The sequence below is a fragment of the Chryseobacterium sp. genome, assembly GCF_029240215.1.
Taxonomy (GTDB): domain Bacteria; phylum Bacteroidota; class Bacteroidia; order Flavobacteriales; family Weeksellaceae; genus Chryseobacterium.
This window is the reverse complement of record NZ_JARBTK010000002.1, coordinates 317,101-343,310: the sequence shown is the minus strand read 5'-3', so window position 1 is coordinate 343,310 and position 26,210 is coordinate 317,101. Positions and strand designations below refer to the sequence as shown.

The following is a 26,210-nucleotide window of genomic DNA, read 5'->3' as shown; positions in this document are numbered from 1 at the left end:
AAGTTTAGTTTTGAAAATGCGTTGTTGAGATTCCTACGGAATGACAAACTTTATGTAAATTTCTTATTGTTAGAAATATATCTTATAAATGATTTCAGCCAAAAGAAATATCTCAACTTTTCTAAAAATCCTTTTAATCATCGGATTCGGATATTTCTTTTGGCTGATGTTAAAAATCACTTTAGAATACATTCCTTTAGACACTAATGTCAGTTTTTTAATGATCAAGCAAACAGAAGTTGTTGAAAGACCAGAATATCTTTATTTTTTTTACACACACGTTTATACAAGCATTTTTGTTTTACTTACAGGGTTTTTAGCAATAATAAGAAAAGATTTCGGACTGAAAAATTTTCACAGAAATACAGGAAAAATTTATATTTTATTAATTTTGATTTTTGCAGCTCCTTCAGGAATTTACATGGGGATTTTTGCGAATGGTGGTTTTTTATCTAAACTTTCTTTTGTAATTTTAGGTTGCCTTTGGTGGTTTACTACTTTTAAAGCTTATCAGTTAGCCCGACAGAAAAAATTTAGTGAACACAAAAAATGGATGTGGCGGAGTTTTGCATTGACGGTTTCTGCCATTACTTTGAGAATGTGGAAAGTTTTTATTGTACATTTATTCCACCCAAATCCGATGGATGTTTATCAAATCATTGCCTGGCTCGGCTGGATTCCAAACATTCTTTTAATTGAGTTTTTAATCAGAAAAAAACACTTATAAACAGATATGAAAATTTTAAAAATTACTTTAGCTTCTTTAATTATTATCTCGCTTTCAGCTTGTAAAAAAGACGGAAAAGTTACCAAAACTTCCAAAGATTCTTTAATTACTAAAAAAGATTCTGTAGTTGTTCCGGAGATTCATAAAGAATTTTATGGCATTTACACAGGTGAATTTTCGGGCAAAGGAGAATTGTATGACAGTGAAACGAGAGAATATTACGAAGGAACAGATTATAAAAGACTTTCTCTGAAAATCAACAGAATCACCAAAGACAGTGTGTACGGGCAAAGTATTGTGAACGGAACTCAGCGACCTTTCCGTGGAATTTTTAATGAGAATTCAAATTCATTTACGCTAGACGAGCCCGGAAATGATAAAACCGACGGACGATTTGAAATTAAATTAACTAACGACAGCATTACCGGAAAATGGACTGCATTCAACAAATCTGCCGTAAAAGCTCCTTTGAAAAATTTAAAGCTGATCAAAAAAGAGTTTGTCTATAATCCGAATTTTATGCTGGATGAAAATTCAGATCTGATCGATTGGGCAAATCCTAGAGATTTTGTTGAAAAATATACTGATGAAGAAACGGGAAAAACAGAAACTTACACTGCTTCAAAAAACAGAATTGCCTCTGAAGCCGTTTTTAAAATCAATGCCTCAAAACAGAAACTTACAGAAAAAGAACTTAAAAACCTGAGAAAATTGGATATGGAAATTATTAAAAATTCGGTTTTCGCAAGACATGGCTATTCATTCAAGAAAGAAACTTACAGAAATTTCTTTGAGCAGACAGATTGGTATATTCCGGTTTCTAATAATGTTGACAGTGAACTTACTCCTGTGGAAAAGGAAAATGTGGCTTTGCTTAACCGTTTTATAAAATATGCGGAGGATAAATATGACCAGTTTGGAAGATAAAATTCCCACGAATCTGCACAGATTTTCTAACGGTCGAATCAAATTTTATCTTTAATTTTCACAAAAAGATAAAGCAATAAGCATCCCGCTGCGTAACACACAATATCAATCCAGGAAAAAGAATTTCCAATCACAATATACATCAGGCTTCCGGGTTGGAAGCCTAATTTTTCTGCAATGTTGAAAAATTGGGCAAATTCTATCAGACAGGAAAAAACAAAAATTCCGAGAATAAGCTTGACGTCATTGATGATCAAAAAACTTTTTACAAAAGTATATAGCAACATCACAACAATGACATCTCCAAGATAAGCTCTTATGAAAAACTGATCCTTTAGAACTGTTGCAATTAAAACCTCAATTAAGAAAAGAAGTATTGTTAAAAGGAGATACTTCAGGTTAAATTTAAATTTCATCTTATTAATTTTGGCCAAAGCCTCTGTTTTTGTTTTAAAAAAAAGAGCGGACTAAAGTCCGCCCGATTGATCTATATAAGAAATTAATATTATTTTTTTACTTTTATTGTGCAGCCAATTGCCACAGTTTTCGTTGTTTTTATGGGTTCTCCTTTGATCAAAGCATCTACTGCATCTTTCACATAATGCTCAGTTGCCTCAGCGGCATTTTCATAATTATTGTCGATTGCACCAATATATTTCACAACATTTTTATCACCTTCCTTCTGTAAAACAAAGACATGAGGAGTTTTTGTAGCACCATATTGAGGATAAATTTTCTGACCTTCATCTACCAAATAAGGAAAAGTGAAACCTTTTTCTTTTGCTCTGGTAATCATTTCCTTAAAACCGTCTTGTGGCTGTACTTTGGGATCATTCGGATTGATGGCAATTACAGGATAGCCATATTGTTTATATGTCTTGTCTAGTTCTACGATTCTTTCTTCATAACTCTTTGCGTACGGGCAATGGTTACACGTAAAAACAACGATAAAACCTTTAGCATCAGTAAAATTTTTCAACGAAACCATTTTACCGTCAATATTTTTCAGCTCAAAATCGGTTGCCCTGTCTCCTACCTGATATCCTTTCTTATCGGTATTTTCCTTTGATGTTTCTGAATCAGTTTTCCCCGCTTGAGCAAAACTCAGTATGCTGATGCTTATCACAAAAGCAGTCAATAATGTTTTAAATCTTTTCATATTATTTTATAAATTTTTGTTGATTGTATTTTCAAGTTCTTCTTTACTCATTTCGCCATCATTGAAATGTACTTTTTCACCATTTTTATACAAGATCGTTACCGGAATATTTCCCTCCCAATTTTTATCAAATCTGGGAATCCATGTATTCATTCTTTTGATGTCATCCAGCAAAATTACTTCTGTGGTCAGATTTTTCTTTTTAATAAACTGAATCACTTTTTCTTTATCCTTTGCACGATCTAATGAAACCAAGAGCATTTTAAATTTCGGATGATTTTTAAACTTTTCGTTGACGATCATAAAATCCGGTAGTTCTTTTACGCATGGAGCACAGGTTGTTGACCAAAAATTCACCACCAAAAGTTCATCCTTATTATTTTGAATTTTCATTTCAAGTTCTTCATAATTCACCAATGTTAAATTATTCTGTACCTGTCCTTTATACAAAGACAATCCAAATAATAAAACTAAAAGTCCTAAAAAATTCTTCATTCTCAAATTTAGCAAAAGCATTAACAACTCAATGAAATACAATCTGTTAAACTTTGTTAATAATATATAAGTATAATTTTATTTAAATAAAATTCAATAAAAGATTAGGATTTGTGGTATCATGTTTGCTGATTTTAGAGTAACTATACATCTGGGATTTTCAGAATCAGTATTATAAAGATTAAATTAATGAAAAAAGCTTTTCTTTTGCTTGGTTTGTTTTTCACCACACTCCTTTTTGCTCAGGTTTCAGGAACTAAAACTACAGTTCAGAAAAATGTAACTACATATCCTGATTATTCTGTTGTACAGAAGAAGATGAGCCTGAAAGACGTATTCACAAATGCAGATACCGTTCCGGAATTTCCAGGTGGAATTAAAGCCTTTAAAAGAAAATATTTTGAAAGTATAGAAACTTTGGATGTAAAAATCAAAGAAAAAGTAGATACACGTCTCTATTTTATTGTCGAAAAAAACGGCTACGTCAGAAATGTAACCGCAGTCGGAACCAATATAAAGCACGCTGAGGCCGCAGAACTCGGTTTAAAACGAATATTTGCCCGCTGGAAACCCGCAACCGTCAATGGCGAACCGGTACGTTACCTGATGTATTTTCCTCTGACTAATAAGTTTTAATTACTTCCCAATCATTTTTTTAATAGAATTCAGTTTCATTAAAGCTTCAATCGGTGTCAAAGTATTGATATCGATTTTCGTCAATTCTTCTCTGATATTTTCTAAAACAGGATCATCCAGCTGAAAAAATGAGAGCTGCATATTTTCTTCAGTAACTTTTTTGATGCTTTCAGAAGAACCGCTTTGTGAGCGACTGGCTTCCAACGTTTTCAGAATATCATTGGCTCTGTTGACCACTTTTGATGGCATTCCCGCTAATTTAGCAACGTGAATACCAAAACTGTGCTCACTTCCACCAGGAATCAATTTTCTTAAAAATATAATATTTCCTTTATTTTCCTGAATAGAAACGTGAAAGTTTTTAATTCGATCAAAATTCACGGTCATTTCATTCAACTCATGATAATGCGTCGCAAATAATGTTTTTGCCTGCGTCGGATGCTGATGAAGATATTCTGCAATCGCCCATGCAATGGAAACTCCGTCGTACGTGGAAGTTCCACGACCAATTTCATCTAATAAAATCAAACTACGATCTGATATATTATTTAAAATATAAGCTGCTTCATTCATTTCCACCATAAAAGTTGATTCTCCGGCTGAAATATTGTCGCTCGCTCCAACTCTTGTGAAAATTTTATCTAAAACTCCGATCTCGGCATATTTTGCAGGAACAAAACTTCCGATTTGCGCCATCAAACAAACAATTGCCGTCTGACGAAGAATTGCCGATTTACCCGCCATGTTGGGTCCGGTAACCATAATGATCTGCTGAGAATCTTTATCTAAAAAAATGTCATTCGGAATATATTTTTCACCTAAAGGAAGTGCATTTTCTATAATCGGGTGTCTTGCTTCTTTTAAATCGATGGCGAAACCATCATTCAAAACAGGTTTTGTATAACTTTCAGAAACCGCAAGCTCAGACAAGCCAACCGCAACATCAAGCTGCGCAATGATATTCGAATTTTCCTGAATCCTGTCCATGTAAATTATTGTGTCTGAACAGACTTTTCGATACAATTGATTTTCCAGAACGCTAATTTTTTCTTCGGCTCCCAGAATCTGACTTTCATATTCTTTTAATTCTTCAGTGATGTATCTTTCAGCATTCACAAGCGTTTGCTTTCTAATCCAATCACTCGGAACTTTATCTTTATGAGTATTTCTTACCTCAATAAAATATCCGAAAACATTATTGAAATCAATTTTCAGGCTTGTAATTCCGGTGCGTTCTACTTCACGCTGACACATTTCATCAAGAAAGCCTCTTCCTTTATTTTGTAAACCTCTCAGATGGTCGAGTTCTTCAGAAATATTCTGCTTGATGACATTTCCTTTTGCAAGATTTACCGGGAGTTCTTCATTCAAATGATTTTCAAGCAATTCTATTAATTCATCCAAAGAATTTAATGGTTCAAGCCAAGCTAAAACATCTGCATGAGGATGAAGCAATCCTTTAATTTTCTGAATATTGATCAAACTTTGACGCAAATATCCCAATTCTTTTGGTGAAATTTTTTCTGCTGCCAATTTCCCCATTAATCGGTCTAAATCTGAAATTGCTCTTAATAATTGAGAAATCTCATACTTCAGCTGGTCATTTTCGTTTAAGAAGTCAATTAAGGAAAGTCGTCTTCCGATTTCTTTAACAGATTTTAAAGGAAGAATAATTCTTCTTCTCAATAATCTTCCGCCCATTGGTGTAGACGTTTTATCGATAATATCTAAAAGTGATTTCCCTTTCGGATTGCTTGGATAAACGATTTCAAGATTTCTCAGCGTAAAATGATCCATCATCAGATAATCTTCCTGCGGGATAATCTGAATTTTGGTGATGTGCGCCAGTAATTTATGGTGGGTATCTTCAACAAGATAAGCGAAAATGGCTCCTGCAGCGGTAATTGCCAAAGGTAAATTCTCAACACCAAAACCTTTTAATGAATTGGTTCTGAATTGATTCGTTAATTTTTCGTAAGCAAAATTGTATTGATATGCCCAGTCTTCGAGTTTAAAAACATTCCTGTTTTTCAGCTGATCCGGAATTTGTACGCTTCTCTGGTAAATAATTTCACTCGGATCAAATGTATTGATGATATGTAAGATCTTATCTAAATTTCCTTCGCTTACCAAAAATTCTCCTGTGGAAACATCAACCAAAGCAATTCCGTATTTTTCTTTTTCTTTATGGAGAGAAAGCAAAAAGTTGTTCTTTTTGGAAGTCAAAACCTGATCGTTGAACGTAACTCCGGGCGTTACCAATTCAGTTACTCCACGTTTTACAATTCCTTTTACGGTTTTCGGATCTTCCAACTGATCGCAAATGGCAACTCTGATTCCGGCTCTGACCAATTTAGGTAAATAAGAATCCACAGAATGATGCGGAAATCCCGCCAGTTCGATGTGACCGTCACCGTTGGCTCTTTTAGTAAGAACAATGCCTAAAATCTGGGAAGTTCTCACGGCATCCTGCCCAAAAGTTTCGTAAAAATCTCCCACTCTGAAAAGCAAAAGTGCATCAGGATATTTCGCCTTGATGGTATTGTACTGTGTCATTAACGGGGTTTCTTTTTTCGTCGCCTTTGCCATTAAAATTTGGGTTGAAATTGGGTTGGTAAAAATAGGAAATAAAATCCTTGAGGCAAATTGGTTTTGATTAAATTGAAAACGAATGTTTTGGAAATTTCTATTGAATAATCTCTCAAGGCTGTAAGTATTTTAAAAATAGCAAGAAAAACTATTCTAGTTGAACTTACTTCGTGCAATATAACGTATCAAAATCTACATATAGTTGGGTCGAACCTAAATGGTCAGCTGGTACCCATTTGTAATTTGTAAGTACATATGTATTTCCTTTATCTAATTCTACCCACTCATCTATGCCTTTCGCTGCATTTTTTAAGTCATTTTTTGCAAATAAACCAATAGGAGCAGCATAACTTCTTCCTTTTGTTAAATACTTACATTTGTCAGCCGAAATCAAGGAATCAATTTCACTTTGAAGAACAAGCTTTGATTTCGTGAGTGTTGGAAGCACTTTATACATTTTAGCTGGTGAATAAGAACTTTGGCAATCAAAAAAAGAAGTTGAAAAAGTAAAAAATAAACTTAAGTAAAGTAATTTCATAATCTTTTATATTTAAGTATTACATGGATAACATTTCTGCTAAGAAGCGAATATTTAAAATCATCAGTAAAAATCTATGCTATCTTTGAGAAATTAATTTTTCGCAGATTTCCTCTCAAACTTTTCCAAAGCTTCCGTCGCTTTTTCATAAGCCCATTTTTGCTTATAATCAACCCATTCAGATTTAAACAATTTTCGTAAAATCTTATCGGTATATCGCATAATGAAAACATGATACAGCATATTGGCAAAAACTTTCGGCTTATTTGGTAAGGCTCTCAATGACATCGAAAAACCGGGTTCTAAATATCTGTTAAAATGCCAGAATGCTCCAGGAATAAACAGCGCATCTCCGTGTTCCATGAAAATCTCGATCCCTTTTGCATATTTTAAAGCCGGGAATTTTTCATAATCAGGGTTTTCATAATCGATATCATAAACTGTATGAACCGATAACGGAACTTTATATAAAAACTTCGACTGTTTCTGATCAAACAGAAGAATTCTTTTCTTTCCTTCAAAATGAAAATGCATAAAGTCCCCTAAATCGACATCGTAATGCATCAGAACATGCGCATCACTTCCGCCAAAAAACAAAGTCGGAAGTCTTTTGAAAAATTTAATTCCCAAATCGGGATAGGTGAAATTTTTCAGCAATTCCGGAAGCCGGTCGGTAATGATATAAAAGAAAATTCTCAGATCCGAAGGTTTAGATTTTATCGTATCAATATAATCTTTCATTTTCATTTTGGTCACGGGAGCATCTGAACTCTTCTTCGAATCTGCAGGTTTATTGTCATACAACGGAACTTCCTGTTCGCCTGCTTTTTCTTTAATGAAATCGAAATTCCATTTGTCGAAATCCTCCCAACGGCTCGCATAATTTTTTATGAGCAGCGGCTTCTGTTTTTTGAAATAATTTTCCTGAAAATCTTCTTTACTGATATCATTGACAACATCTACGTTTTCGAGAATCATGAGTATGTAATTTAATGCGAAATAAAAATAGTGTTTTTTTGAATTTTACTAAAATTTTATAGCCGAATAATTCACATAGATATTTCTTAAACTTAAAAAAACAAACAATTTCTGCTTAAATCCCTCAATTAAGTTTTATTAAAACTTTCTAAGAACAATAATAATCTGAATATTTTATCTTTGCAAAAAGCGAATCAACCATGAGAGTTTACAATACCAAAAATTTCCTGAAAATATTGGTCAGCTTACACAAAAGTGATACGCTGAAAATTCTTTTTCCAACGATGGTCTTGATGGCAGTATACTCTTACGGAATCCTGTATCTCGAAATTGAATATCTTCATTTAACCGCAAAATCTAAAGTCAGTAATGTCGGACTTATCCATTCTTTATTAGGATTTGTTTTGTCATTACTGTTGGTCTTCAGGACGAATACCGCTTATGACAGATGGTGGGAAGGCAGAAAGCTTTGGGGAAAACTGGTGAACGATACGAGAAATTTTGCAGTAAAAATCAATACAATTCTTACAGATGACAGACATTCTGCAGATCAGATTGCTCGCTATTTGAAATATTTCCCGCATTTTTTAGCCAAACATCTTTCGCAGGAATCGACGAGATTGGCTTTAGATGAAGATTATTCTGAAATAGAAAAATCTCTGAAAGATCACGGTCCAACAGATCTGGTGATACTTTTGACCCATAAATTATATCAATTAAAAAAAGAAGGCAAAATTTCCGATACGGAAATGCTGTATTTAGATACACAAATTTCGGGTTTTCTTGATGTTTGCGGAGGGTGTGAAAGAATAAAAAACACTCCTATTCCTTATTCATATTCTTCATTTATCAAGAAATTCATCATTCTTTATGTGGTGGCTTTACCGATAGCGTATGTCATCAACTTAGGGTTGTTTATGATTCCGCTCACGGTTTTTGTGTATTATGTACTGATGAGTCTTGAATTGATTGCTGAAGAAATTGAAGATCCTTTTAATAATGATGAAAATGATATTCCTATGGAAACGATCGCTCAGAATATTGAGAAAAATGTGCATCAGATTATGAGTGTAAAAAAATAGAAAATATAAGCTGCATTTTAAATCCGTTCGTAAAGAAGAATTCGTAAATTGTAATAAAGAAATAAACAAATTATTTTGGTAAATAAATTAAAACTGGAAGAACTCAACAGAATCGATGTAGAAACTTTTAAAAAGGTTGAGAAAATTCCGCTGGTGGTTGTTTTAGATAATATCAGAAGTATGCACAATGTGGGTGCGACTTTCAGAACGGCAGATGCTTTTCTGGTTCAGAAAATTATTCTGTGCGGAATCACGCCGCAACCGCCACACCGTGAAATTCACAAAGCAGCTTTAGGAGCAACCGAAAGTGTAGATTGGTCGCACCAAGCAGACATTAATGTCACCATCAATGATCTAAAAAGTCAAGGGTTTGAAGTTGTGGGAATCGAGCAGACGACAAACAGTCATATGATTACCGATTTTAACATTGATAAAACAAAAAAATACGCAGTAATTTTAGGTAATGAAGTAGAGGGAATCAGCGATGAAGCCTTGCAGAATATTGACTTCTTTATTGAAATTCCGCAGCTTGGAACGAAGCATTCTTTAAATGTAAGCGTATGCGGAGGAATTGTAATGTGGGAGTTCGCAAAAGCCCTAAAATAAAAAAACTGCGTCTGTCAAAAGACAGTGCAGTTTGAAATAAATCTAATAAAAAGTAAAAATGAAAGGCGACAAAGATAATTTAAATTTTAATACAAACAAATTTTTAAATCGCTTTTTTTATTTTTCATAAAAATAACTTGATTTTTAGAGAAAGGTTTCGTTTAAAATTTTATAAATTAGCACAATGTTTATCAAGGACTATATCTCGAAAGATTTTCCGTGTTTTCATCTGACTGACTCTATCGAATCAGCTAGAGAAACCCTAGAAGCATTTGGATATACGCATATTTTCATTAAAAAATCACACCATTTTTACGGAGCCATCGCCAAAGACTTTCTTTATGAGGAAGAAGGAACGTTGAAAAATCTTGAACATCAGATCGAACGTTTCGCAATTCTGGAGGATAATAATATCATGGACAGCATCCGATTGTTTTATACATTCAATGCCAACGTGATTCCTGTAATCAATAAAAGTGAAAAATATCTGGGATATATCTGTTGTGATGATGTTTTTCAGACCTTTTCAAAATACCCTCTGTTTTCGGAAACCGGCGCAATCCTTACAATAGAAACTCCGGCAAGAAAATATTCTATGACCGAAATTGCAAATATTGTTGAAAGCAATAATTCTAAATTCTACGGCGGATTTATAAGTTTCATGTCAGACGAAGTGATTCACATTACCATTAAAATAAGTAACGAAAATTTAGCCTCAATTGATGCCACTTTTGACCGTTATGATTACAGAATTGTTGAAAAATATTATTCTGATGAGAAAACAGACCTTTTCAAAGACCGTTTAGGTTTTTTACAAAAATTTATCGAAATATAATATGAAGGCAGCCATATATTCTCAGAAAAAAGATCTTGATACTTTTTTATATTTAAGCAAATTTATTTCTGAACTGGAAAGCAGAGGTGTAAAATCTGTCTTATTTGGTGAAATGGCTGAAGCGCTTCAATTTTCAAAAATATTTGAGACTTTTAGCAATAAACAGGATCTCATCGACAAAGAAGTTGATCTTTTCTTCACATTTGGTGGTGACGGAACGATTGTCAACTCTTTGACTTTTATTGAAGATCTCGAAATTCCCGTTGTAGGTGTCAACACCGGAAGACTTGGTTTTTTGGCAAGTTTTACTAAAGAAGAAGCCTTTAAAGAACTTGATTCTATTTTAAAAGGTGATGTGAAAACCAGCCGACGATCAGTCATTGAAGTCATTTCACCAAAATCTGACGACTTTTTCCCGTACGCTTTAAATGATGTGACGATATCAAGAAAAGAAACCACTTCAATGGTGACGGTAGATTCTTATATCAATAATGAATTTTTGAATGTTTTCTGGGGAGACGGTGTTATTGTTTCTACCCCAACAGGTTCTACGGCTTATTCTTTAAGCTGTGGCGGACCCATCATTTCCCCGAACAACGAAAATTTTGTCATCACACCGATTGCACCACACAACCTGAATGTAAGACCTTTAGTTGTCAACGATAAAGTAGAAATTAAATTTAAAGTAGAAAGCCGCGTTCCGCAATATTCTCTTTCGCTGGATTCAAGATTAATTCATATCGAAACGGATAAAGAAATTGTGATCAAAAGAGCGAGTTTCCAGCTGCTATTGGTGCAGCCAAATAATTTAAGTTTCTACGAAACCATCCGCCAAAAGCTACTTTGGGGACGAGATAAAAGAAATTAGTAATTTCTCAAAATTGATTATCTTTACAAGAATTTTCAAAAAACATCCTAATATAATAATAAAGTAAAACATGAGCAGAATTTTCCCGGCAGGAGTTGCCACAGGTCAGTTAGTTACAGATATTTTTCAGTATGCAAAAGAAAATAAATTTGCATTACCGGCAGTCAACGTTATCGGTTCGAGCAACGTCAACGCAGTAATGGAAACTGCAGCAAAATTAAACTCACCTGTAATCATTCAGTTTTCTAACGGTGGAGCATCTTTCAACGCTGGAAAAGGACTAAGCAATGATGCTCAGAAATCAGCTATTTTAGGTGGTATCGCAGGAGCAAGACATATTCACACCCTTGCTGAAGCTTACGGAGCAACAGTAATTTTACATACCGATCACGCTGCAAAAAAATTATTGCCATGGATCGACGGTTTGATGGATGCTAATGAAGAATTCTTCAAGCAGACAGGAAAATCTCTTTATTCTTCTCACATGCTTGATCTTTCTGAAGAATCTTTGGAAGAAAACCTTGAAATCTCTGCTGAGTATTTCGAAAGAATGGCAAAAATGCAAATGACTTTAGAAGTTGAGATCGGAGTAACAGGAGGTGAAGAAGATGGTGTTGACAACTCTGACATCGACAATTCTAAATTATATACTCAACCTGAAGATGTAGCTTACACATACGAAAAACTGAAAGCAATCTCTGACAATTTCACTATTGCAGCAGCTTTCGGAAACGTACACGGAGTTTACAAATCAGGAAACGTTGTTTTGACTCCAAAAATCTTGGATAATTCTCAGAAATTTGTTCAGGAGAAATTCGGGACTGCTGAGAAGCCGATCAACTTCGTATTCCATGGTGGTTCAGGTTCTACTTTAGAAGAAATCAGAGAAGCAATTGATTATGGAGTAATTAAGATGAATATTGATACTGATCTTCAGTTTGCTTACACAGAAGGAATCAGAGATTATATGGTAGACAATGTAGAATATCTGAGAACTCAAATCGGAAATCCTGAAGGAGAAGAAAAGCCTAACAAAAAATTCTATGATCCAAGAGTTTGGGTAAGAAAAGGTGAAGAAACTTTCGCAAAAAGATTAGTTCAGGCATTTGAAGATTTAAATAACGTAAATACGCTTAAATAAATTATAAATTTCGGGTTATAGATTTTAAATTACTTTAATCGATAACCCGAAATCTAAAATCTAAAATTTCATAAATGGCATTCGACTGGTTTAAAAGAAAAGCACAAAATATTACCACTTCTACAGACGAGAAAAAAGATGTACCCAAAGGTCTTTGGCATCAGACTCCGTCAGGAAAAGTTGTGGAACACGAAGAACTTAAGAAAAACAATTATGTTTCTCCAGAAGACGGATTTCATGTAAGAATCGGAAGTGCCGAATTTTTTGATATCCTTTTTGACGAAGGAAAATTCAAAGAGCTGGATGCGAATGTTGAAAGTATTGACATCCTTAGTTTTAAAGATACAAAATCGTACACGGACCGTCTGAAAGAGGTAAAAGCCAAAACAAAACTGACTGACTCTATCAGAAACGCAGTAGGAACCGTAAACGGAACCGAAATGGTAGTTTCTTGTATGGATTTTGCTTTCATCGGAGGATCTTTGGGTTCTGTGATGGGTGAAAAAATTAGAAGAGCGATTGATTACTGTATCGAAAAAAGACTTCCGTACATGATTATTTGTCAGTCCGGAGGCGCAAGAATGCAGGAAGCAACCTATTCTCTGATGCAGTTGGCAAAAGTTCAGGCAAAATTGGCTCAGCTTTCAGAAGCTGGACTTTTATACATCGCTTATCTTTGTGATCCTACTTTTGGTGGAATTACCGCATCTTTTGCAATGACTGCAGACATCATCATGGCTGAACCAAAAGCATTGATCGGATTTGCAGGTCCAAGAGTTATCCGTGAAACCATTGGTAGAGATTTACCGGAAGGTTTCCAGACTTCGGAATTCTTGCAGGAAAAAGGTTTTGTAGATTTCATTGTTAAAAGAACGGAAATTAAGGAAATCGTTTCTAAAACAGTGAATTTATTAGCCGTAAAAGCTTAAAATTTAAACTAAAAATCATACAATCTCTCTCTATTTCGGGAGAGATTTTTATTTGAATATTGGCAATAATTTATTAATCTAATTTTAAATGTAAACGGCTTGATTTTAAAGCCAAAAGCAATAAGCCAATTGCCAACAGCTAAATTATGAGGACTTTTAAAGTAATTTTCAACACAATCAAAAGCATGAGTTTTAAGAAAATTCTTAAGCTCTTATCTGTTGTTTTACCTCATCCTCTGTTTTCGGTATTAAGTTTTTATGCAACGGTAAAAGCTTTTTCTATTGCACAGAAGTTATATCCGAAAACGGCATCCAAAAACGGTGAAGGTAATGCTTTCAGACATTCGCTTTGGTGTTGCCTGATCATGATGTACTGCAGTAAAATTTCCTCGCCAGAAAAAGCATTAGATTTCTGCAAAAAAATCACAGACCTTCATGAAGAATTATTTCCCAATGAGCCTTTGGAAACCAAAATGGATCTTCACAACAATAAAATCGGAATGGATTATTTCATGGAACTTTTACCGGGAATTCATCGTCAGTTTTTTGAGAAAAATTTCTTTATTGAAGAATTAAAAAAGAAAACTGCCCAAGCAAAGGTTTTGAAAAGTTTGGATGATGATTTTGCGGGGGAATTGGTTTATCTGGATGAAAAGTAATTTTTTATTCGTTATATTATCTTATAGTTTGTCATTCCGTAGGAATCCCAGCACGATTTTCTTTAAAATAAACAGTCTAGATTCCTACGGAAGGACAAACATTCTGGGAATTTCTTCATGTCAACAAAAATTATATTTCAATACTTTTTTGTAATCTGACGTTTTTTTAACTAAGTTTAAACAATTAATTTAATCAAATGGTTCTCAGCAGAATTTGGTCGGCCTTTATCATCATCGCCATTGCCATTGCAAGTATAAAATACATTTCATCAAGCCACTACAAAACCATTTTCAATGATATGGTTGTTGGAAAAGGTGGTGATACTGTGCAGATTGCAACACAAAAAATAAGCACCCTCTCTCCTATTATCCGAGACAGTTTGATGAAGAAAAATGATTTTGCGGACAGTAGAATTCATTATAAAACCGATTCTTTAAAACAGAATGTAACGGTTTATCGTGTTCAGGAAGCAGACGGCGTAATTGGCACTTCAGAAACTGCTGTGAAAATATGCATCGGTTTGATCGGAATCATGACGCTCTTCATGGGGTTCATGAGTATTGCAGAGAAAGCTGGTGGAATTAATTTACTGAGTCGATTTATTCAGCCTTTTTTCTCCAAGCTATTTCCTGAAATACCAAAAAACCATCCTGCTTTCGGTCATATGTTGATGAATTTCAGTGCTAATCTTTTAGGATTAGATAATGCGGCAACTCCATTTGGTTTAAAAGCAATGGAAAGTCTGCAAACTTTAAATCCGAATAAAGAAACCGCAAGCAATTCTCAGATTATGTTTCTCTGTCTTCATGCAGGCGGAATGACTTTGATTCCTGTTTCTATTATTGCGATCAGAGCTTCAATGGGATCAAAAACACCGACCGACATTTTTCTTCCGTGTATGATTGCGACATTTGCGGCAACCTTAGCAGCCATGATTATCGTTTCGTTATATCAAAAAATCAATCTTTTAAAACCAATTGTTCTTGCATATATAGGTGGAATTTCAGCATTAATTGCACTTCTAGTTGTTTATTTGGTTCAATTGAGTAAAAATGAACTCGATGATTTCAGTAAGATTTTAAGTAACGGATTGATTTTATTCATTTTCGTAGCGATTGTTCTTGGAGCTGTTTATAAAAAAATCAATGTTTTTGATGCGTTTATTGAAGGCGCAAAAGAAGGTTTTTGGACATGTGTAAAAATTATTCCATATTTGGTTGGAATGCTGATCGCAATCTCTTTACTAAGAACTTCAGGTGTTTTTGATGTGATAATCGACGGGATGAAGTGGGTGGCTTATTCCGCCAATCTCGATGCACGCTTTGTAGACGGACTTCCAACTGCTTTAATCAAACCATTATCAGGTTCCGGAGCTCGAGGAATGATGGTTGATACGATGGCGACTTTCGGAGCAGATAGTTTTCAAGGGAAATTGGCGGCGGTTCTTCAGGGAAGCTCAGATACAACGTTTTACGTGATTGCGGTTTATTTTGGAGCAGTAGCTGTGAAGAATACAAGATATACAGTGATTGCCATGCTTTTGGCTGATTTGGTGGGTGTAATCACTGCAATTGGATTGGCTTATTTATTTTTTGCTTAAATTTAAAAAATATGATACACGATAAAGACTATATTCTCCGCATTGTAAAACAATTTTCTGAATTTCTTACTAAAAGAATTTTAGGTGAAAATGAAGAAATGATTTCCGATCAGCAAAGAATCTTCGACACCAATATGAACGACACTTTTAAGATGAGTTTTGATGAACTTTCTTCGAAATCTGCCGAAGAAATCACACAATCAATTCATGAAAAAGAAAGTAATCATCATATTCCGTATTTTGACCTTTTAGGTCATCTTTTTTATGCAAAAGCAAAGGAAACTGACAACAAAGATTTTTCAGAAAAAGCAATCGTTTTTTACCAATTATACCTTCAAACCAGCGGAATATTTGCCTTACCAATTATCAACAGAATCAATGAAATAAAAAAAGCACTTGAATAATAAGTGCTTTTTTTATTTTTAGAATGAAATTTTATAACTTCCTGTGGAAGAAACACTGGCTTTCTCGGCCTTTACGTATTTCTTAACCCACGAAACCGAGGTAGAAACCACACAAGGATCTGAAACTCCTCCTGATCGTCTTGCAGACACTACATTTCCGGCTTTATCAACCGTGTAAGAAATGGTGATTGATCCTCCTGCAGAACAACTGTGGCTTGGTTGAGCTCCTCCTCTTCCCATCGTTCCTGGAATGTAGCCTACTAATCTTCTGTCAATTCCTACTTTGCTGTCACCGTTTCCATCGCCACCTAAAGGATCGCCGTCATTTCCAATTCCGTCTCCTGTTCCCTGACTTCCGGCTTTTGTTCCACGACCTTTGATTAAATTTCCAATCGCAGCAGTTCCTTTTCCATCGCCGTTTCCTGTTTTTGAATTGGCTGTTGTGGCAGAACTTTTAGCTTTCGTTTTTGTAGTCGAACTTGCTGTTGATTTTTTATTTGTTTTTGAATCTTCAGTTTTAGGAGCGGTAACTTTAGAATTAGTTCCGGTAATAATTTTATCTTTTACCTCTGTTTTTTTGGTTTCAGGTTTGGGTTCCGGCGTAATGACTGTTTTTGGTTGAGAAACAACATTTTCTACCGGTTCCGGAGCATTTTCTTCAGCTTTAGCAGCTAAACTTCCTTCCTGATTTGCGGGTTCTTCTATTCCTGCTCCGTTTCTGTTATCACCAAAATTCACGAGCATTGTGGTAACCACTTCTGCATCCTTAGGACGCTCTGTAGGTTTCATTTTGTAGATGAAAACGAATAATAAGATAGCAGACCAGATCAAGATAGAAAGCACCGCGCTTTTTACCTTATCTTTATTTTCTTCTTCTCTATTTATTGCGTAGCCTCTCATTTTTATTCTTTTACCGTTGCAATGGCAATATTCAGTTTATGCTTTTCTGCGATTTCCATTAAGAAAACAACATCTTTATGCATTGTATTTTCGTCTGCTCTTATTGTAAATGATTTTGCAGATTTACTTGTCAGATCATTCACAATTGTCTGTTCTACTAATTCTCTCGCTACAGGCTTATCATCAACGTAATACGAACCGTCCGGTTTTACGCTTACCGTCATCGGATTCGGGATATTGTCTTCCACACTTCCCGTCTGAGGAAGTTTTACATCAATTGCACTTTGGTTAGCTGCCGAAGAGGTGATCATAAAAAAGATCAACATCAACAAAATAACGTCTGTCATTGCCGCTAAGCTAAATTCCGGATGTGCTTTATTTCTTCTCTGAATTTTCATAATCGAATATTACAAAGGTTTATTAATAAGATCTAAAAACTCTCCCGAAACATTCTGTGTTCTCAAAACGAACTTATCAATTCTCGTTAGCAAAATATTGTAGAAAAAGTTCGCCGGAATTGCTACTGCCAAACCAACTGCCGTTTGTCCTAAAGCAGTATAGATACCTTCTGATAAAGTTTTCGGAGAAAACGCTCCTTCTGCATGTGACAAATCAAAGAAAGCGATGATCATCCCGATAACGGTTCCCAAAAGTCCCAACATTGGAGCAATGCTTGGTACAACAGCCAAAAGATTCAGGTTTTTTTCCATATTGGCAACTTCGATCTGAGCTTGAGATTCCATTGCACTTACGATATCTGAAACCGGTCTTCCCAATCTTGAAATTCCTTTTTCTAAGATTCTCGATTCAGGAGAGTTTTGAGTTTTGCAATAATCTGCTGCTGCCTCAATTTTACCGTCTCTGATGAAGTCTTCGATATTATTCATAAAGTTTGAATCAGTCTTTGTTGTCATTCTTCTGATGTAGAAAAATCTTTCAAAGAAAAGATATACAGACAAGACACCAAGGGTCAAAACGATTGCCATTACTATTTTAGCAAACGCTCCACCGTGAAATAGGATGTCCCAAAATGAAAATTCAAGTTTTTCAACAGGCACAGTTGGTACAGCGACCTGTGCAAATAAAATCTGAGTAAGTTCCGTTAGCAGCATTAATTTGTTTATTTATAATGGTTTGAACGACAAAAATAAAGGAATATTATCAATACTTATCTTAAAATAAGCTTAAAATATAGTTTCAAAATAAATATTCCGCCTAAAAACAGCAAATTTCTCTCCAAAAATATATTTGAAAAGAAATTTACGGTAATATCTGAACGACGATTAGTCTTCGTCTACAATAATTTCGTCTGGTGTAAACTCGCACTTCAATCTGAAAGGAAGCGGATTATCTGATCCCGTGTAGAAATCGTCGATATTCCCTTTCCAGATTACCTGAAGCTCATCATCTTCATTTTTCTCAAAGCAAAGCTCGTTATCATACAGGAAAGCATCTTCATCATCAAACAAGTTTACCTCTGTATATACTTCATCATCCGAATCATTGATTTCAAATGTTTTTCCTTCAATCTCGGAAGATTCTATAGGAAATTCAATGATCTCCAGAGAAAGCTGGGGAAAATTGTACTGCAACGAATCATCATCTACATGATCTAAACCGTCATCTGTAATGATCTCTACTTCTAGGAAATGCTTTTGATTACTATAAACAGCCTTGCAGTAAGTGCTTTTTATATTGTACTTCAATGTTTCGTCCGGATGGTAAATTTTTAAAATCCCTTTCATTATTTCTTAAAAAAGAACTGTAATACTATGATTGTTAAACGCTTTAGGCAAAGATAAAAAATTGTATGAATGTTTAAAATATTTTCAAAATTATTTTTTTATAAATAGTAATTCTTCAAAACTATCATGTGCTAATATTATCTATTTTTGTGTCTTAAAGATTTCAAAATGAAAAACATCATATCAAAAGCCATATTGGGATTAAGTTTAGTAGTAAGTCTTGCTTCTTGCAAAAAGACCGATTCACCTCTGACCAAAGTTACTCCCACCAATCTGGATTCTATTGCTGCCAATTATTATGAGCAATATTTAAAGCTCTATCCTTTGGAAGCCACTTCTCAGGGAGATTTAAGATACAATGACCAGCTACCTATTAATATTGATAAAGATTTTATTTCCGGTGAAGTTGCGTTTTATCATTCTGTACAGAATCAGCTTGAAAATGTAGATTATAAAGGTCTTTCAGATGAAGACAAAGTGGTTTATGATGTTTTGGATTATACTTTAAAAGATAAAATTGAAGCTTACGCCTATCATCCGGAATATATTCCATTCACACAGTTTGGCGGACTTCCGTTGAATTTCCCTTTGTACGGAAGCGGAGAGGGAAGCCAACCGTTCAATACAGAAAAAGACTATGAAGACTGGTTAAAAAGAATGGAGAAATTTCCTGAATGGATGACTGCTGCGACAGAAAATTTCCGTGAGGGAATGACTAATAAAATCGTTCTTCCGAGAAAACTGGTTCTGAAAATGATTCCACAGATGAAAGCGGAAGAAATCATCACTTCAGATTTTGATAAAAATATTTTCTCGGGACCAGTAAAAAAATTCCCTAAAAATTTCACTGCTGAACAAAAAGAAAAATTCACTAAACTCTATAAAGATGCAGTTACCAAAAACATCATTCCTGCCTACACAAAAATGGGTGAATTTTTAGAGAAAGAATATTTGATTAAATCCAGAGAAACAGATGGTTACAACAGCCTTCCAAAAGGAGACAACATTTACAAATATTATGTAAAAAGCTGGACAACCACCAATAAAACACCTGAAGAAATCAACAAAATCGGTCAACAGCAGGTTGCAATGCTTCGTGCCGAAATGGAAAAAGTAAAGCAGCAGGTTGGTTTTACCGGAACGCTTGAAGAATTTATAACTTCTGTAACTACAGATCAAAAAGCAATGCCTTACAAAACCTCGAAGGAAGTTTTAGATGGTTTTAACGGAATTTTAGCGAAAATAACCCCGAAGTTAAAAACGATGTTCAGTGTAACTCCGAAAACCAAATTTGAGATCAGACAGACCGAAAAATTCAGAGAAGCCAGTGCAAGCGCAGAATATATTCAGGGAACTCCGGACGGAAAAAGACCCGGAATTTTCTATATGCCACTTCCCGACCCCACAAAATTCAACGTCACTTCAGGCATGGAATCACTTTTCTTACATGAAGCCATTCCGGGACACCATTATCAGGTTTCTCTACAGCAGGAAAACACAAAGCTTCCAAAGTTTATGAGATTCGGCTGGTTTGGAGCCTATGGCGAAGGTTGGGCGCATTATTGTGAAACTTTAGGACCTGAATTTGGATTATACACAGATCCTTACCAAAAGATGGGATATTTAAGCGATCAAATGTTGAGAGCCGTTCGTTTGGTTGTCGACACCGGAATTCACACCGGACAAATGACACGTGAAGAAGCTATTAAATATTTCTTGAGCAACATCGCGTACGACGAAGCTGGCGCAACTGCAGAAGTGGAAAGATACATGGCAATGCCTGGACAGGCTTTGGGCTACAAAATCGGTTCATTGAGAATTCGTGAATTGAGAGAACAATATCAAAAACAGCTTGGAAATAAATTTAATCTTGCAAAATTTCATGATGAGATTTTGAATCAAGGCTGTCTTCCGCTGGATGTTTTGAATAGGAAGATGGAGCTTTGGGCGAAGAAGCAGAAGTAAAGTTATGAATCAAACAGAAGAATTAATTGCAAAGAGATTGCTTCTAAATTCGCTCCATCCCTCAAGATATATCAGATGGGCTGTAGATATGTTGATGAAAAATATTTCTACCGAAAGCATTCAAATTTTAGCTGGCTTAGGAGAGAATGAGGAGACGAAAGTTGTCGAAAAATATTTTTCACAATCCCTGTCTGAAATTAATTTCACACTTGATGATTGTGGCATTTTAAATAAATACAGCCTAAAAATTGCTCATGATGTTTTATCAAAAAAAATTAAGCCCAAAGACGGATTGAAAATGATGATTGACATCTACTTTACTATTGAAAACGAAAGTCTTTATTGTTTTTTGGAAATAGATGAATTTCATAATCATCTAGATTCTACAATAATCGAAGAATTTAGAATATTTTTAAGATATAAAGAATTAAACATAACAGCTGATTTATGGAATATTTGCTATTGTAAAAACTGCAAAAGATTAACTCAGTATAATTACTTATTAAATAAGTGCTCCGAGTGCAATTCAAAAGAAATTTTTTCCTATCATAATCAAGATGGTCGAAAAATAATTCTAAATTATATTGAAAGTCATCATACTTCTGATGAATGACAACATTGCGCCTAGAATGATAGTTTGTTATTAACAAAAACCTTCAACTTGTCAACTTGCGAAATACTCAATCTTTGAAAATAATTAATAATGATTACAGAATCTTTACAATCCCTTTACACAAGAGATTTAAACAAGTTAAAAACAGAAATAGAATCTTACCAAAACGAAGAATCTCTGTGGAAAATTGATAAAAACATTTTAAATTCCGGAGGAAATCTTTGCCTTCATCTGGTGGGAAATCTTAAACATTTTTTTGGAGCAATCCTTGGAAATTCGGGATATATAAGAAATCGTGAAAAGGAGTTTTCATTAAAAAATATCCCAAAATCTGAATTAATTATACACGTGGAAGAAACTTTAAACGTAGTTATCTCAACACTCGATCAACTTTCTGAAGAAGATTTGGCAAAAGAATATCCTATTGAAGCTTTAGGCTATCCAATGACAACAGAATATTTTCTGATTCATTTGTTTGGACATTTGGGTTATCATTTGGGGCAGATTAATTATCATCGCAGATTGTTGGATAATTTTTAAAGTTTATTCTTTAACCACCCCGTCAAAAACTCTTCGAATTTTCGCCACCCCTCCAAAGGAGGGGAATTTTACGACTGCCCAAAATCTTTTATTTCTCAAACAACATTTTCGTTATAAAATCTTTCTCACCCTTTCCTATTGCGGGAGAATATTCTCGTCCATAGAAAATAATCTGAAGGTGCAGTTTATTCCAGACCTCTTCTTTCCAGAGGTTTTTAGCATCCTTTTCAGTTTCTACAACATTTTTTCCGGAAGTGAGTTTCCATTGGGTCATCAGTCTGTGAATGTGCGTGTCGACCGGAAAAGCAGGAAATCCAAATCCCTGGCTCATGACTACAGAGGCTGTTTTGTGCCCTACTCCGGGCAAAGCTTCCAATTCTACGTATGTTTGAGGAACAATTCCGTTGTGTCTTTCTAAAAGTAGCTCAGCCATTCTTTTCAGGTTTTTGGCTTTCGTATTGGAAAGGCCGATTTCTTTAATGAGTTCTTTGATTTGAAATTCTTCTAGCTTTGCCATTTTTTGAGGTGTTCCTGCTACAGCGAAAAGTTCTGGTGTCACCTGATTCACCTTTTTGTCCGTTGTCTGTGCAGAAAGTGCCACCGCAACCATCAAAGTAAACGGATCTGTATGTTCCAAAGGAATAGGAACGGTCGGATATAATTTCTCTAATTCGACCTGAATAAGGTCAGCTCTTTGCTTTTTTGTCATGTAACCATTAAATTTGAACAAAAATAAATCATTATGCTGAAAGTAGGTGACAAATTACCGAGTTTTGAAGGAATCAATCAAGATGGAGAAACCGTAAATTCGGAAAAACTAATTGGAAAGAAATTGGTTATTTTCTTTTATCCACAAGCAAATACTCCGACTTGCACAGTTGAAGCCTGTAATCTCAGCGACAATTATTCTGAATTGGAAAAAGCAGGTTTTCAGCTTTTGGGAATCAGCGGAGATTCTGTAAAGAAGCAAAAGAATTTTCATAACAAATTTGCATTTCCTTACGACCTGATTGCTGATGAAAACCATAATGTTATCGAGAAATTCGGGGTTTGGCAGGAGAAAAAAACGTTCGGAAAAACCTATATGGGAATCGTAAGAACTACATTTATTTTTGATGAAAAAGGAATCTGTGTTCGAGTAATTGAAAAAGTAACTTCAAAAACTGCAGCTGAACAGATTTTGGAGGGTTAATTTAAAATAGAAGAATTACATACAGCCTCTTGAGATCCCTTCGGAATGAAATAAGCTTACACTCTGTTTGTCATTCCGGAGGAATCTATACGAAGAATTTTACATTTAAGATATTGTTTAAAAATGCGAGGTTGAGATGCTTTCAGCATGACAAACTTAATGTTTAAAAGAATTAGAATCTATAAAGACAGCCTAAAAGATCATTCAGTTTCATAATACATCAACTCTTCATTTTCATTGGGGAGCGTAACGTATTTCTGAAATTTTAAACCTAGTTTTTCGATTAATTTTTGAGAAGAAAGATTGTCTTTAGTAGTAATCGCTGAGATTTTATTTAAACCAAAATCATCCATTCCAATAGATTTTACTTTTTGAGCTGCTTCAAACATCAATCCTTTACCTTCAAATTTTTCTAAAACAGAAAAACCAATGTCAACAATATCCAAACCTTCTCTTTCAAAGATTCCTACTCCGCCAATCTTTTGATTTCCTTCTTTTAAAACGATCAGATAATTTCCAAAACCTGATTTTTCAAACTGCGGAAGAAATTTAGCCTTAATATAATTTTCGGCATCAGAAAGAGAATTGATGTTTCGGTTGCCAATAAATTTGATAAATTTAGGCATATTGTAAAGCTCGAGAATAAGATCCGCATCATTTAATGACATTGGACGAATGATCAGTCTTTCAGTTTCGTAGCTCTTATTTTCGTTTTTTGATAGGCTTTTTCTTTGGCTCATCTTTCGGTTCTTCTTTCTTTTCGATTTTTAAAAGACGTGGATTATTTGGGCATTTTTTGGTGTACAATTCAATGTAAGTACCATTTTCTTTCACATTAGAAATCTGCGACGTTGTTTTGTTTACAGTAAGCGTAAAATGTTTTTTCTCGTACGGACATTCTTTTGAAGTGACTTTCCCTAAATCTAAATAGTAATTGGTTTTATCTTCATAATAGTTTCCGGCAACATTAACAAACTGCTCATCAATAATATAGCCATCCAAAACAGCAGAAAGTGCCGCTTCTTCCGGATTGTCAACTTTTCCTATAAAATCTTTAAGTCCGGCAATTTCAGTGATATAATTGATTTTTCCGCCTTTGGAATACACAATATAATAGAAGCTATCCTCTGTAGGAGTGATATTAAAACCTGAAAACTGAGGCATATAATCTTTTTTTGCGCCTGAAGTTTTCAACTCTTCATTTTTACCGTAATTGTTATGAACCAAAACCCAAAAATCAAACTTGTCATTAGGAATAATTTTTGCCAGAACATTCTGAGTACTGAAAAACTTCTTTTTTTCCTGCGAAAAAGCAAAAACTCCGATTAAAAAGAATAAAATAAAACTGATCTTTCCCGTACTTTTTATCATAAAACAAAATGCGGCAGAAACTATGCCAATTTTTTACATAAATTTATCTCCTTTTTTCAGGCTTTTCAGATCCAGAACATAATCTTTGATCAGCTGATCATGATCTCTCGGACAGATCAGAAGCACTTTTTCAGTATCTACCACGATGTAATCCTTTAATCCGTCGATAACAATTGCTTTGTTATTATTCTTCACGTGAATAATATTTCCTTCAGACTGATAAGTCAGAGCACTTTTTATATTGATTGAATTATCTTTTTCGTCTTTTTCGCTGTTTTCAAAAACTGAAGTCCACGTTCCGAGATCGCTCCAACCAAGATCTGCAGGAATAACGTAGACATTTTTTGCCTTTTCTAAAATTCCGTTATCGATAGAGATCTTCTGAACTTTAGGATAAATAAGCTCGATACAGCTTTTCTCACTATCGGCATTGTATTCACACGCCTTAAAGTGCTGAGTCATTTCAGGAAGATGCATTTCAAAAGCATTGTGAATAGATTTCACACTCCAGATAAAAATTCCGGCATTCCATAAGAAATCACCACTTTCAAGAAAACTCTTTGCAATCTCAAGAATCGGTTTTTCTGTGAAGGTTTTAACTTTAAAATAGTCTGAATCTTTCTTGTCAACAAACTGAATATATCCGTAACCGGTATCGGGACGAGTCGGCGTAATTCCCAATGTCACGAGATAATCATGGGTCGAAGCCTGCTCAAATGCAAGTTCTAATTTTTCTAAAAAGACATCTTCTTTCAAAATCAAGTGATCTGCAGGCAAAACTACCATTGTAGCATCAGGATTGATCTCTGCAATTTTGTTTGCCATGTAAAGATTACAGGCAGCGGTATTTTTCATCAAAGGTTCTCCCACAATATTTTCTTCCGGAATTTCCGGTAACTGCTGATGAGAAAGGCTCACGTATTCTGTATTGGTGATTACAAATATATTTTCATCAGGAATCATTTTACTTATTCTGTCATAAGTCTGCTGAATCATCGTTCTGCCTGTTCCTAATATATCTTGAAACTGTTTTGGGAATTTCTGTGTGCTCATAGGCCAGAATCTGCTACCGATCCCTCCGGCCATAATTACACAGTATTTATCTGATTTTGACATATTTAACTGCATTTTTTCACTCTCGCCAAAGGTTTGAAAGAATACTTTCTTCCTGTAGCCAGATTTAGACAAAGATAGTTTTTTTTAATCAGACCTTCCAACAAATACTTTTCGTTTCTGTAGATGAAATGATTACCCTTTGTCAGGCTTTCAATATAAATTTCGTCATCTTCATGATTTTCAATGTGAAAATACTTTACCAAATCAGGAGACGCCATAAAATTGGCTTTGGGAGACTTTGAAAATTTAATGATAATCGACTTCAAATCATCTTCGTATACTCCGATACTTTCCAAAAGCATCTGTCTGAAAGTTTCTTTCCACTCGATTCCATGAGGTGAAATTCTTCTTCCGAATTTTTCAAAAGCAATCAAATGAGCCAGTTCATGCGTAAGTACAAAGAAAAAAAGCTGTGGCTGTAATGTAGAGTTTATCGTTATTTCATGCGAAAGATCCCGAAGTTTCCTGTAATCTCCAAGTTTAGAATTTCTGTTTCTTGTAATTTTAATATGAATAGAATGATCCGAAAACCAATTTCTTAAATGATCTAAAGTATTTTGTGGTAAATATTTTTCTAAAGATTGAATAGACATT

General features: G+C 34.6%; 31 protein-coding genes. 16 read left to right on the top strand and 15 right to left on the bottom strand.

The genetic code is table 11. The annotated features are described in order from the left end of the window. Positions 1–88 precede the first annotated feature (88 nt). Together K0R77_RS05620 and K0R77_RS05615 are read left to right on the top strand one after the other, a co-directional pair. Entirely contained in the window at positions 89–727 is a 639-nt protein-coding gene (locus tag K0R77_RS05620; RefSeq protein ID WP_300349631.1) for a DUF2306 domain-containing protein, read from the top strand. 6 nt (positions 728–733) lie between these two features. After that, complete coding sequence (locus tag K0R77_RS05615) at positions 734–1,654, top strand: YARHG domain-containing protein (protein ID WP_300349628.1); 921 nt, start codon at positions 734–736, stop codon at positions 1,652–1,654. 38 nt (positions 1,655–1,692) lie between these two features. Here the strand turns inward: K0R77_RS05615 and K0R77_RS05610 are convergent, their stop codons facing one another. The 3 genes from K0R77_RS05610 to K0R77_RS05600 all read right to left on the bottom strand — a co-directional run bounded on the left by K0R77_RS05610 (position 1,693) and on the right by K0R77_RS05600 (position 3,308). Next, entirely contained in the window at positions 1,693–2,070 is a 378-nt protein-coding gene (locus K0R77_RS05610; protein WP_300349625.1) for a DUF2809 domain-containing protein, read from the bottom strand. An 89-nt stretch (positions 2,071–2,159) separates the two neighbouring features. Next, the gene (locus K0R77_RS05605) at positions 2,160–2,813 is read right to left on the bottom strand and encodes a thioredoxin family protein (RefSeq protein WP_300349622.1); all 654 of its coding nucleotides are present in this window, start codon (positions 2,811–2,813) and stop codon (positions 2,160–2,162) included. 6 nt (positions 2,814–2,819) lie between these two features. After that, positions 2,820–3,308 (bottom strand): TlpA disulfide reductase family protein, encoded by a 489-nt coding sequence (locus K0R77_RS05600; protein ID WP_300349620.1) that lies wholly within the window; start codon positions 3,306–3,308, stop codon positions 2,820–2,822. Between the two features lie 189 nt (positions 3,309–3,497). Here K0R77_RS05600 and K0R77_RS05595 point away from each other — a divergent pair, with 189 nt between their 5' ends. Continuing rightward, positions 3,498–3,944, top strand: coding sequence for a hypothetical protein (locus tag K0R77_RS05595; RefSeq protein WP_300349617.1), 447 nt, complete (start codon positions 3,498–3,500; stop codon positions 3,942–3,944). Here K0R77_RS05595 and mutS read toward each other — a convergent pair whose 3' ends face one another. From mutS to K0R77_RS05580, 3 genes are all read right to left on the bottom strand, one after another. After that, positions 3,945–6,533, bottom strand: coding sequence for a DNA mismatch repair protein MutS (gene mutS / locus K0R77_RS05590; protein ID WP_300349614.1), 2,589 nt, complete (start codon positions 6,531–6,533; stop codon positions 3,945–3,947). A gap of 163 nt (positions 6,534–6,696) precedes the next feature. After that, positions 6,697–7,071 carry a hypothetical protein gene (locus K0R77_RS05585; protein WP_300349612.1) on the bottom strand — a complete coding sequence of 125 codons (375 nt, stop codon included), beginning with the start codon at positions 7,069–7,071 and terminating at the stop codon, positions 6,697–6,699. A gap of 93 nt (positions 7,072–7,164) precedes the next feature. Beyond that, positions 7,165–8,049, bottom strand: a complete 885-nt coding sequence (locus K0R77_RS05580) for a cupin-like domain-containing protein (protein WP_300349609.1) — start codon at positions 8,047–8,049, stop codon at positions 7,165–7,167. A 200-nt stretch (positions 8,050–8,249) separates the two neighbouring features. On the opposite strand from K0R77_RS05580, the gene K0R77_RS05575 reads away from it, so the two are divergent. The 9 genes from K0R77_RS05575 to K0R77_RS05535 all read left to right on the top strand — a co-directional run bounded on the left by K0R77_RS05575 (position 8,250) and on the right by K0R77_RS05535 (position 16,174). Next, positions 8,250–9,131 (top strand): bestrophin family protein, encoded by an 882-nt coding sequence (locus tag K0R77_RS05575; protein ID WP_300349606.1) that lies wholly within the window; start codon positions 8,250–8,252, stop codon positions 9,129–9,131. A gap of 75 nt (positions 9,132–9,206) precedes the next feature. Next, positions 9,207–9,737, top strand: a complete 531-nt coding sequence (locus K0R77_RS05570) for an RNA methyltransferase (protein WP_300349604.1) — start codon at positions 9,207–9,209, stop codon at positions 9,735–9,737. A gap of 184 nt (positions 9,738–9,921) precedes the next feature. Next, complete coding sequence (locus K0R77_RS05565; RefSeq protein WP_300349602.1) at positions 9,922–10,572, top strand: CBS domain-containing protein; 651 nt, start codon at positions 9,922–9,924, stop codon at positions 10,570–10,572. Position 10,573: 1 nt separating this feature from the next. Continuing rightward, entirely contained in the window at positions 10,574–11,440 is an 867-nt protein-coding gene (locus K0R77_RS05560; protein WP_300349599.1) for an NAD kinase, read from the top strand. A gap of 70 nt (positions 11,441–11,510) precedes the next feature. Further along, positions 11,511–12,581 (top strand): class II fructose-bisphosphate aldolase, encoded by a 1,071-nt coding sequence (gene fbaA / locus K0R77_RS05555; protein ID WP_300349596.1) that lies wholly within the window; start codon positions 11,511–11,513, stop codon positions 12,579–12,581. A 74-nt stretch (positions 12,582–12,655) separates the two neighbouring features. Further along, positions 12,656–13,510, top strand: a complete 855-nt coding sequence (gene accD, locus K0R77_RS05550; RefSeq protein ID WP_300349593.1) for an acetyl-CoA carboxylase, carboxyltransferase subunit beta — start codon at positions 12,656–12,658, stop codon at positions 13,508–13,510. Between the two features lie 146 nt (positions 13,511–13,656). Then, positions 13,657–14,169: a hypothetical protein gene (locus K0R77_RS05545; protein WP_300349591.1), complete on the top strand. Its 513-nt coding sequence runs from the start codon at positions 13,657–13,659 to the stop codon at positions 14,167–14,169. Positions 14,170–14,366: 197 nt separating this feature from the next. Beyond that, positions 14,367–15,770, top strand: coding sequence for a nucleoside recognition domain-containing protein (locus K0R77_RS05540; RefSeq protein ID WP_300349588.1), 1,404 nt, complete (start codon positions 14,367–14,369; stop codon positions 15,768–15,770). An 11-nt stretch (positions 15,771–15,781) separates the two neighbouring features. Then, a complete protein-coding gene (locus K0R77_RS05535) occupies positions 15,782–16,174 on the top strand; it encodes a hypothetical protein (RefSeq protein WP_300349585.1) in 393 nt (130 codons plus the stop codon). 18 nt (positions 16,175–16,192) lie between these two features. Here K0R77_RS05535 and K0R77_RS05530 read toward each other — a convergent pair whose 3' ends face one another. The 4 genes from K0R77_RS05530 to K0R77_RS05515 all read right to left on the bottom strand — a co-directional run bounded on the left by K0R77_RS05530 (position 16,193) and on the right by K0R77_RS05515 (position 18,819). Beyond that, the gene (locus tag K0R77_RS05530) at positions 16,193–17,074 is read right to left on the bottom strand and encodes a ferric siderophore ABC transporter substrate-binding protein (protein ID WP_300349582.1); all 882 of its coding nucleotides are present in this window, start codon (positions 17,072–17,074) and stop codon (positions 16,193–16,195) included. 2 nt (positions 17,075–17,076) lie between these two features. After that, positions 17,077–17,472, bottom strand: a complete 396-nt coding sequence (locus K0R77_RS05525) for a biopolymer transporter ExbD (RefSeq protein ID WP_300349580.1) — start codon at positions 17,470–17,472, stop codon at positions 17,077–17,079. A 9-nt stretch (positions 17,473–17,481) separates the two neighbouring features. Beyond that, the gene (locus K0R77_RS05520) at positions 17,482–18,186 is read right to left on the bottom strand and encodes a MotA/TolQ/ExbB proton channel family protein (protein WP_300349577.1); all 705 of its coding nucleotides are present in this window, start codon (positions 18,184–18,186) and stop codon (positions 17,482–17,484) included. Between the two features lie 171 nt (positions 18,187–18,357). Then, positions 18,358–18,819, bottom strand: a complete 462-nt coding sequence (locus K0R77_RS05515; protein ID WP_047443301.1) for a hypothetical protein — start codon at positions 18,817–18,819, stop codon at positions 18,358–18,360. Between the two features lie 168 nt (positions 18,820–18,987). Here K0R77_RS05515 and K0R77_RS05510 point away from each other — a divergent pair, with 168 nt between their 5' ends. The 3 genes from K0R77_RS05510 to K0R77_RS05500 all read left to right on the top strand — a co-directional run bounded on the left by K0R77_RS05510 (position 18,988) and on the right by K0R77_RS05500 (position 21,937). Further along, a complete protein-coding gene (locus tag K0R77_RS05510; protein ID WP_300349570.1) occupies positions 18,988–20,784 on the top strand; it encodes a DUF885 family protein in 1,797 nt (598 codons plus the stop codon). A gap of 4 nt (positions 20,785–20,788) precedes the next feature. Continuing rightward, positions 20,789–21,397: a hypothetical protein gene (locus tag K0R77_RS05505; RefSeq protein WP_300349568.1), complete on the top strand. Its 609-nt coding sequence runs from the start codon at positions 20,789–20,791 to the stop codon at positions 21,395–21,397. A gap of 90 nt (positions 21,398–21,487) precedes the next feature. Then, the gene (locus K0R77_RS05500) at positions 21,488–21,937 is read left to right on the top strand and encodes a DinB family protein (protein ID WP_300349565.1); all 450 of its coding nucleotides are present in this window, start codon (positions 21,488–21,490) and stop codon (positions 21,935–21,937) included. Between the two features lie 88 nt (positions 21,938–22,025). On the opposite strand, the gene nth is transcribed toward K0R77_RS05500, so the two are convergent. Further along, positions 22,026–22,646: an endonuclease III gene (gene nth / locus K0R77_RS05495; protein ID WP_300349563.1), complete on the bottom strand. Its 621-nt coding sequence runs from the start codon at positions 22,644–22,646 to the stop codon at positions 22,026–22,028. Positions 22,647–22,679: 33 nt separating this feature from the next. Here nth and bcp point away from each other — a divergent pair, with 33 nt between their 5' ends. Further along, positions 22,680–23,129 (top strand): thioredoxin-dependent thiol peroxidase, encoded by a 450-nt coding sequence (gene bcp, locus K0R77_RS05490; RefSeq protein ID WP_300349561.1) that lies wholly within the window; start codon positions 22,680–22,682, stop codon positions 23,127–23,129. Between the two features lie 200 nt (positions 23,130–23,329). On the opposite strand, the gene K0R77_RS05485 is transcribed toward bcp, so the two are convergent. Genes K0R77_RS05485 through K0R77_RS05470 form a run of 4 tightly spaced genes read right to left on the bottom strand, consistent with a single transcriptional unit; the run spans position 23,330 to position 26,209 of the window. Then, complete coding sequence (locus K0R77_RS05485; RefSeq protein ID WP_300349559.1) at positions 23,330–23,869, bottom strand: GNAT family N-acetyltransferase; 540 nt, start codon at positions 23,867–23,869, stop codon at positions 23,330–23,332. Further along, positions 23,832–24,500: a hypothetical protein gene (locus tag K0R77_RS05480; RefSeq protein ID WP_300349556.1), complete on the bottom strand. Its 669-nt coding sequence runs from the start codon at positions 24,498–24,500 to the stop codon at positions 23,832–23,834. The genes K0R77_RS05485 and K0R77_RS05480 overlap by 38 nt, the downstream gene beginning before the upstream one ends. Before the next feature lie 33 nt (positions 24,501–24,533). Further along, a complete protein-coding gene (locus tag K0R77_RS05475; protein WP_300349553.1) occupies positions 24,534–25,616 on the bottom strand; it encodes a mannose-1-phosphate guanylyltransferase in 1,083 nt (360 codons plus the stop codon). 2 nt (positions 25,617–25,618) lie between these two features. Beyond that, positions 25,619–26,209, bottom strand: coding sequence for a SprT-like domain-containing protein (locus tag K0R77_RS05470; protein WP_300349550.1), 591 nt, complete (start codon positions 26,207–26,209; stop codon positions 25,619–25,621). Position 26,210 lies beyond the last annotated feature (1 nt).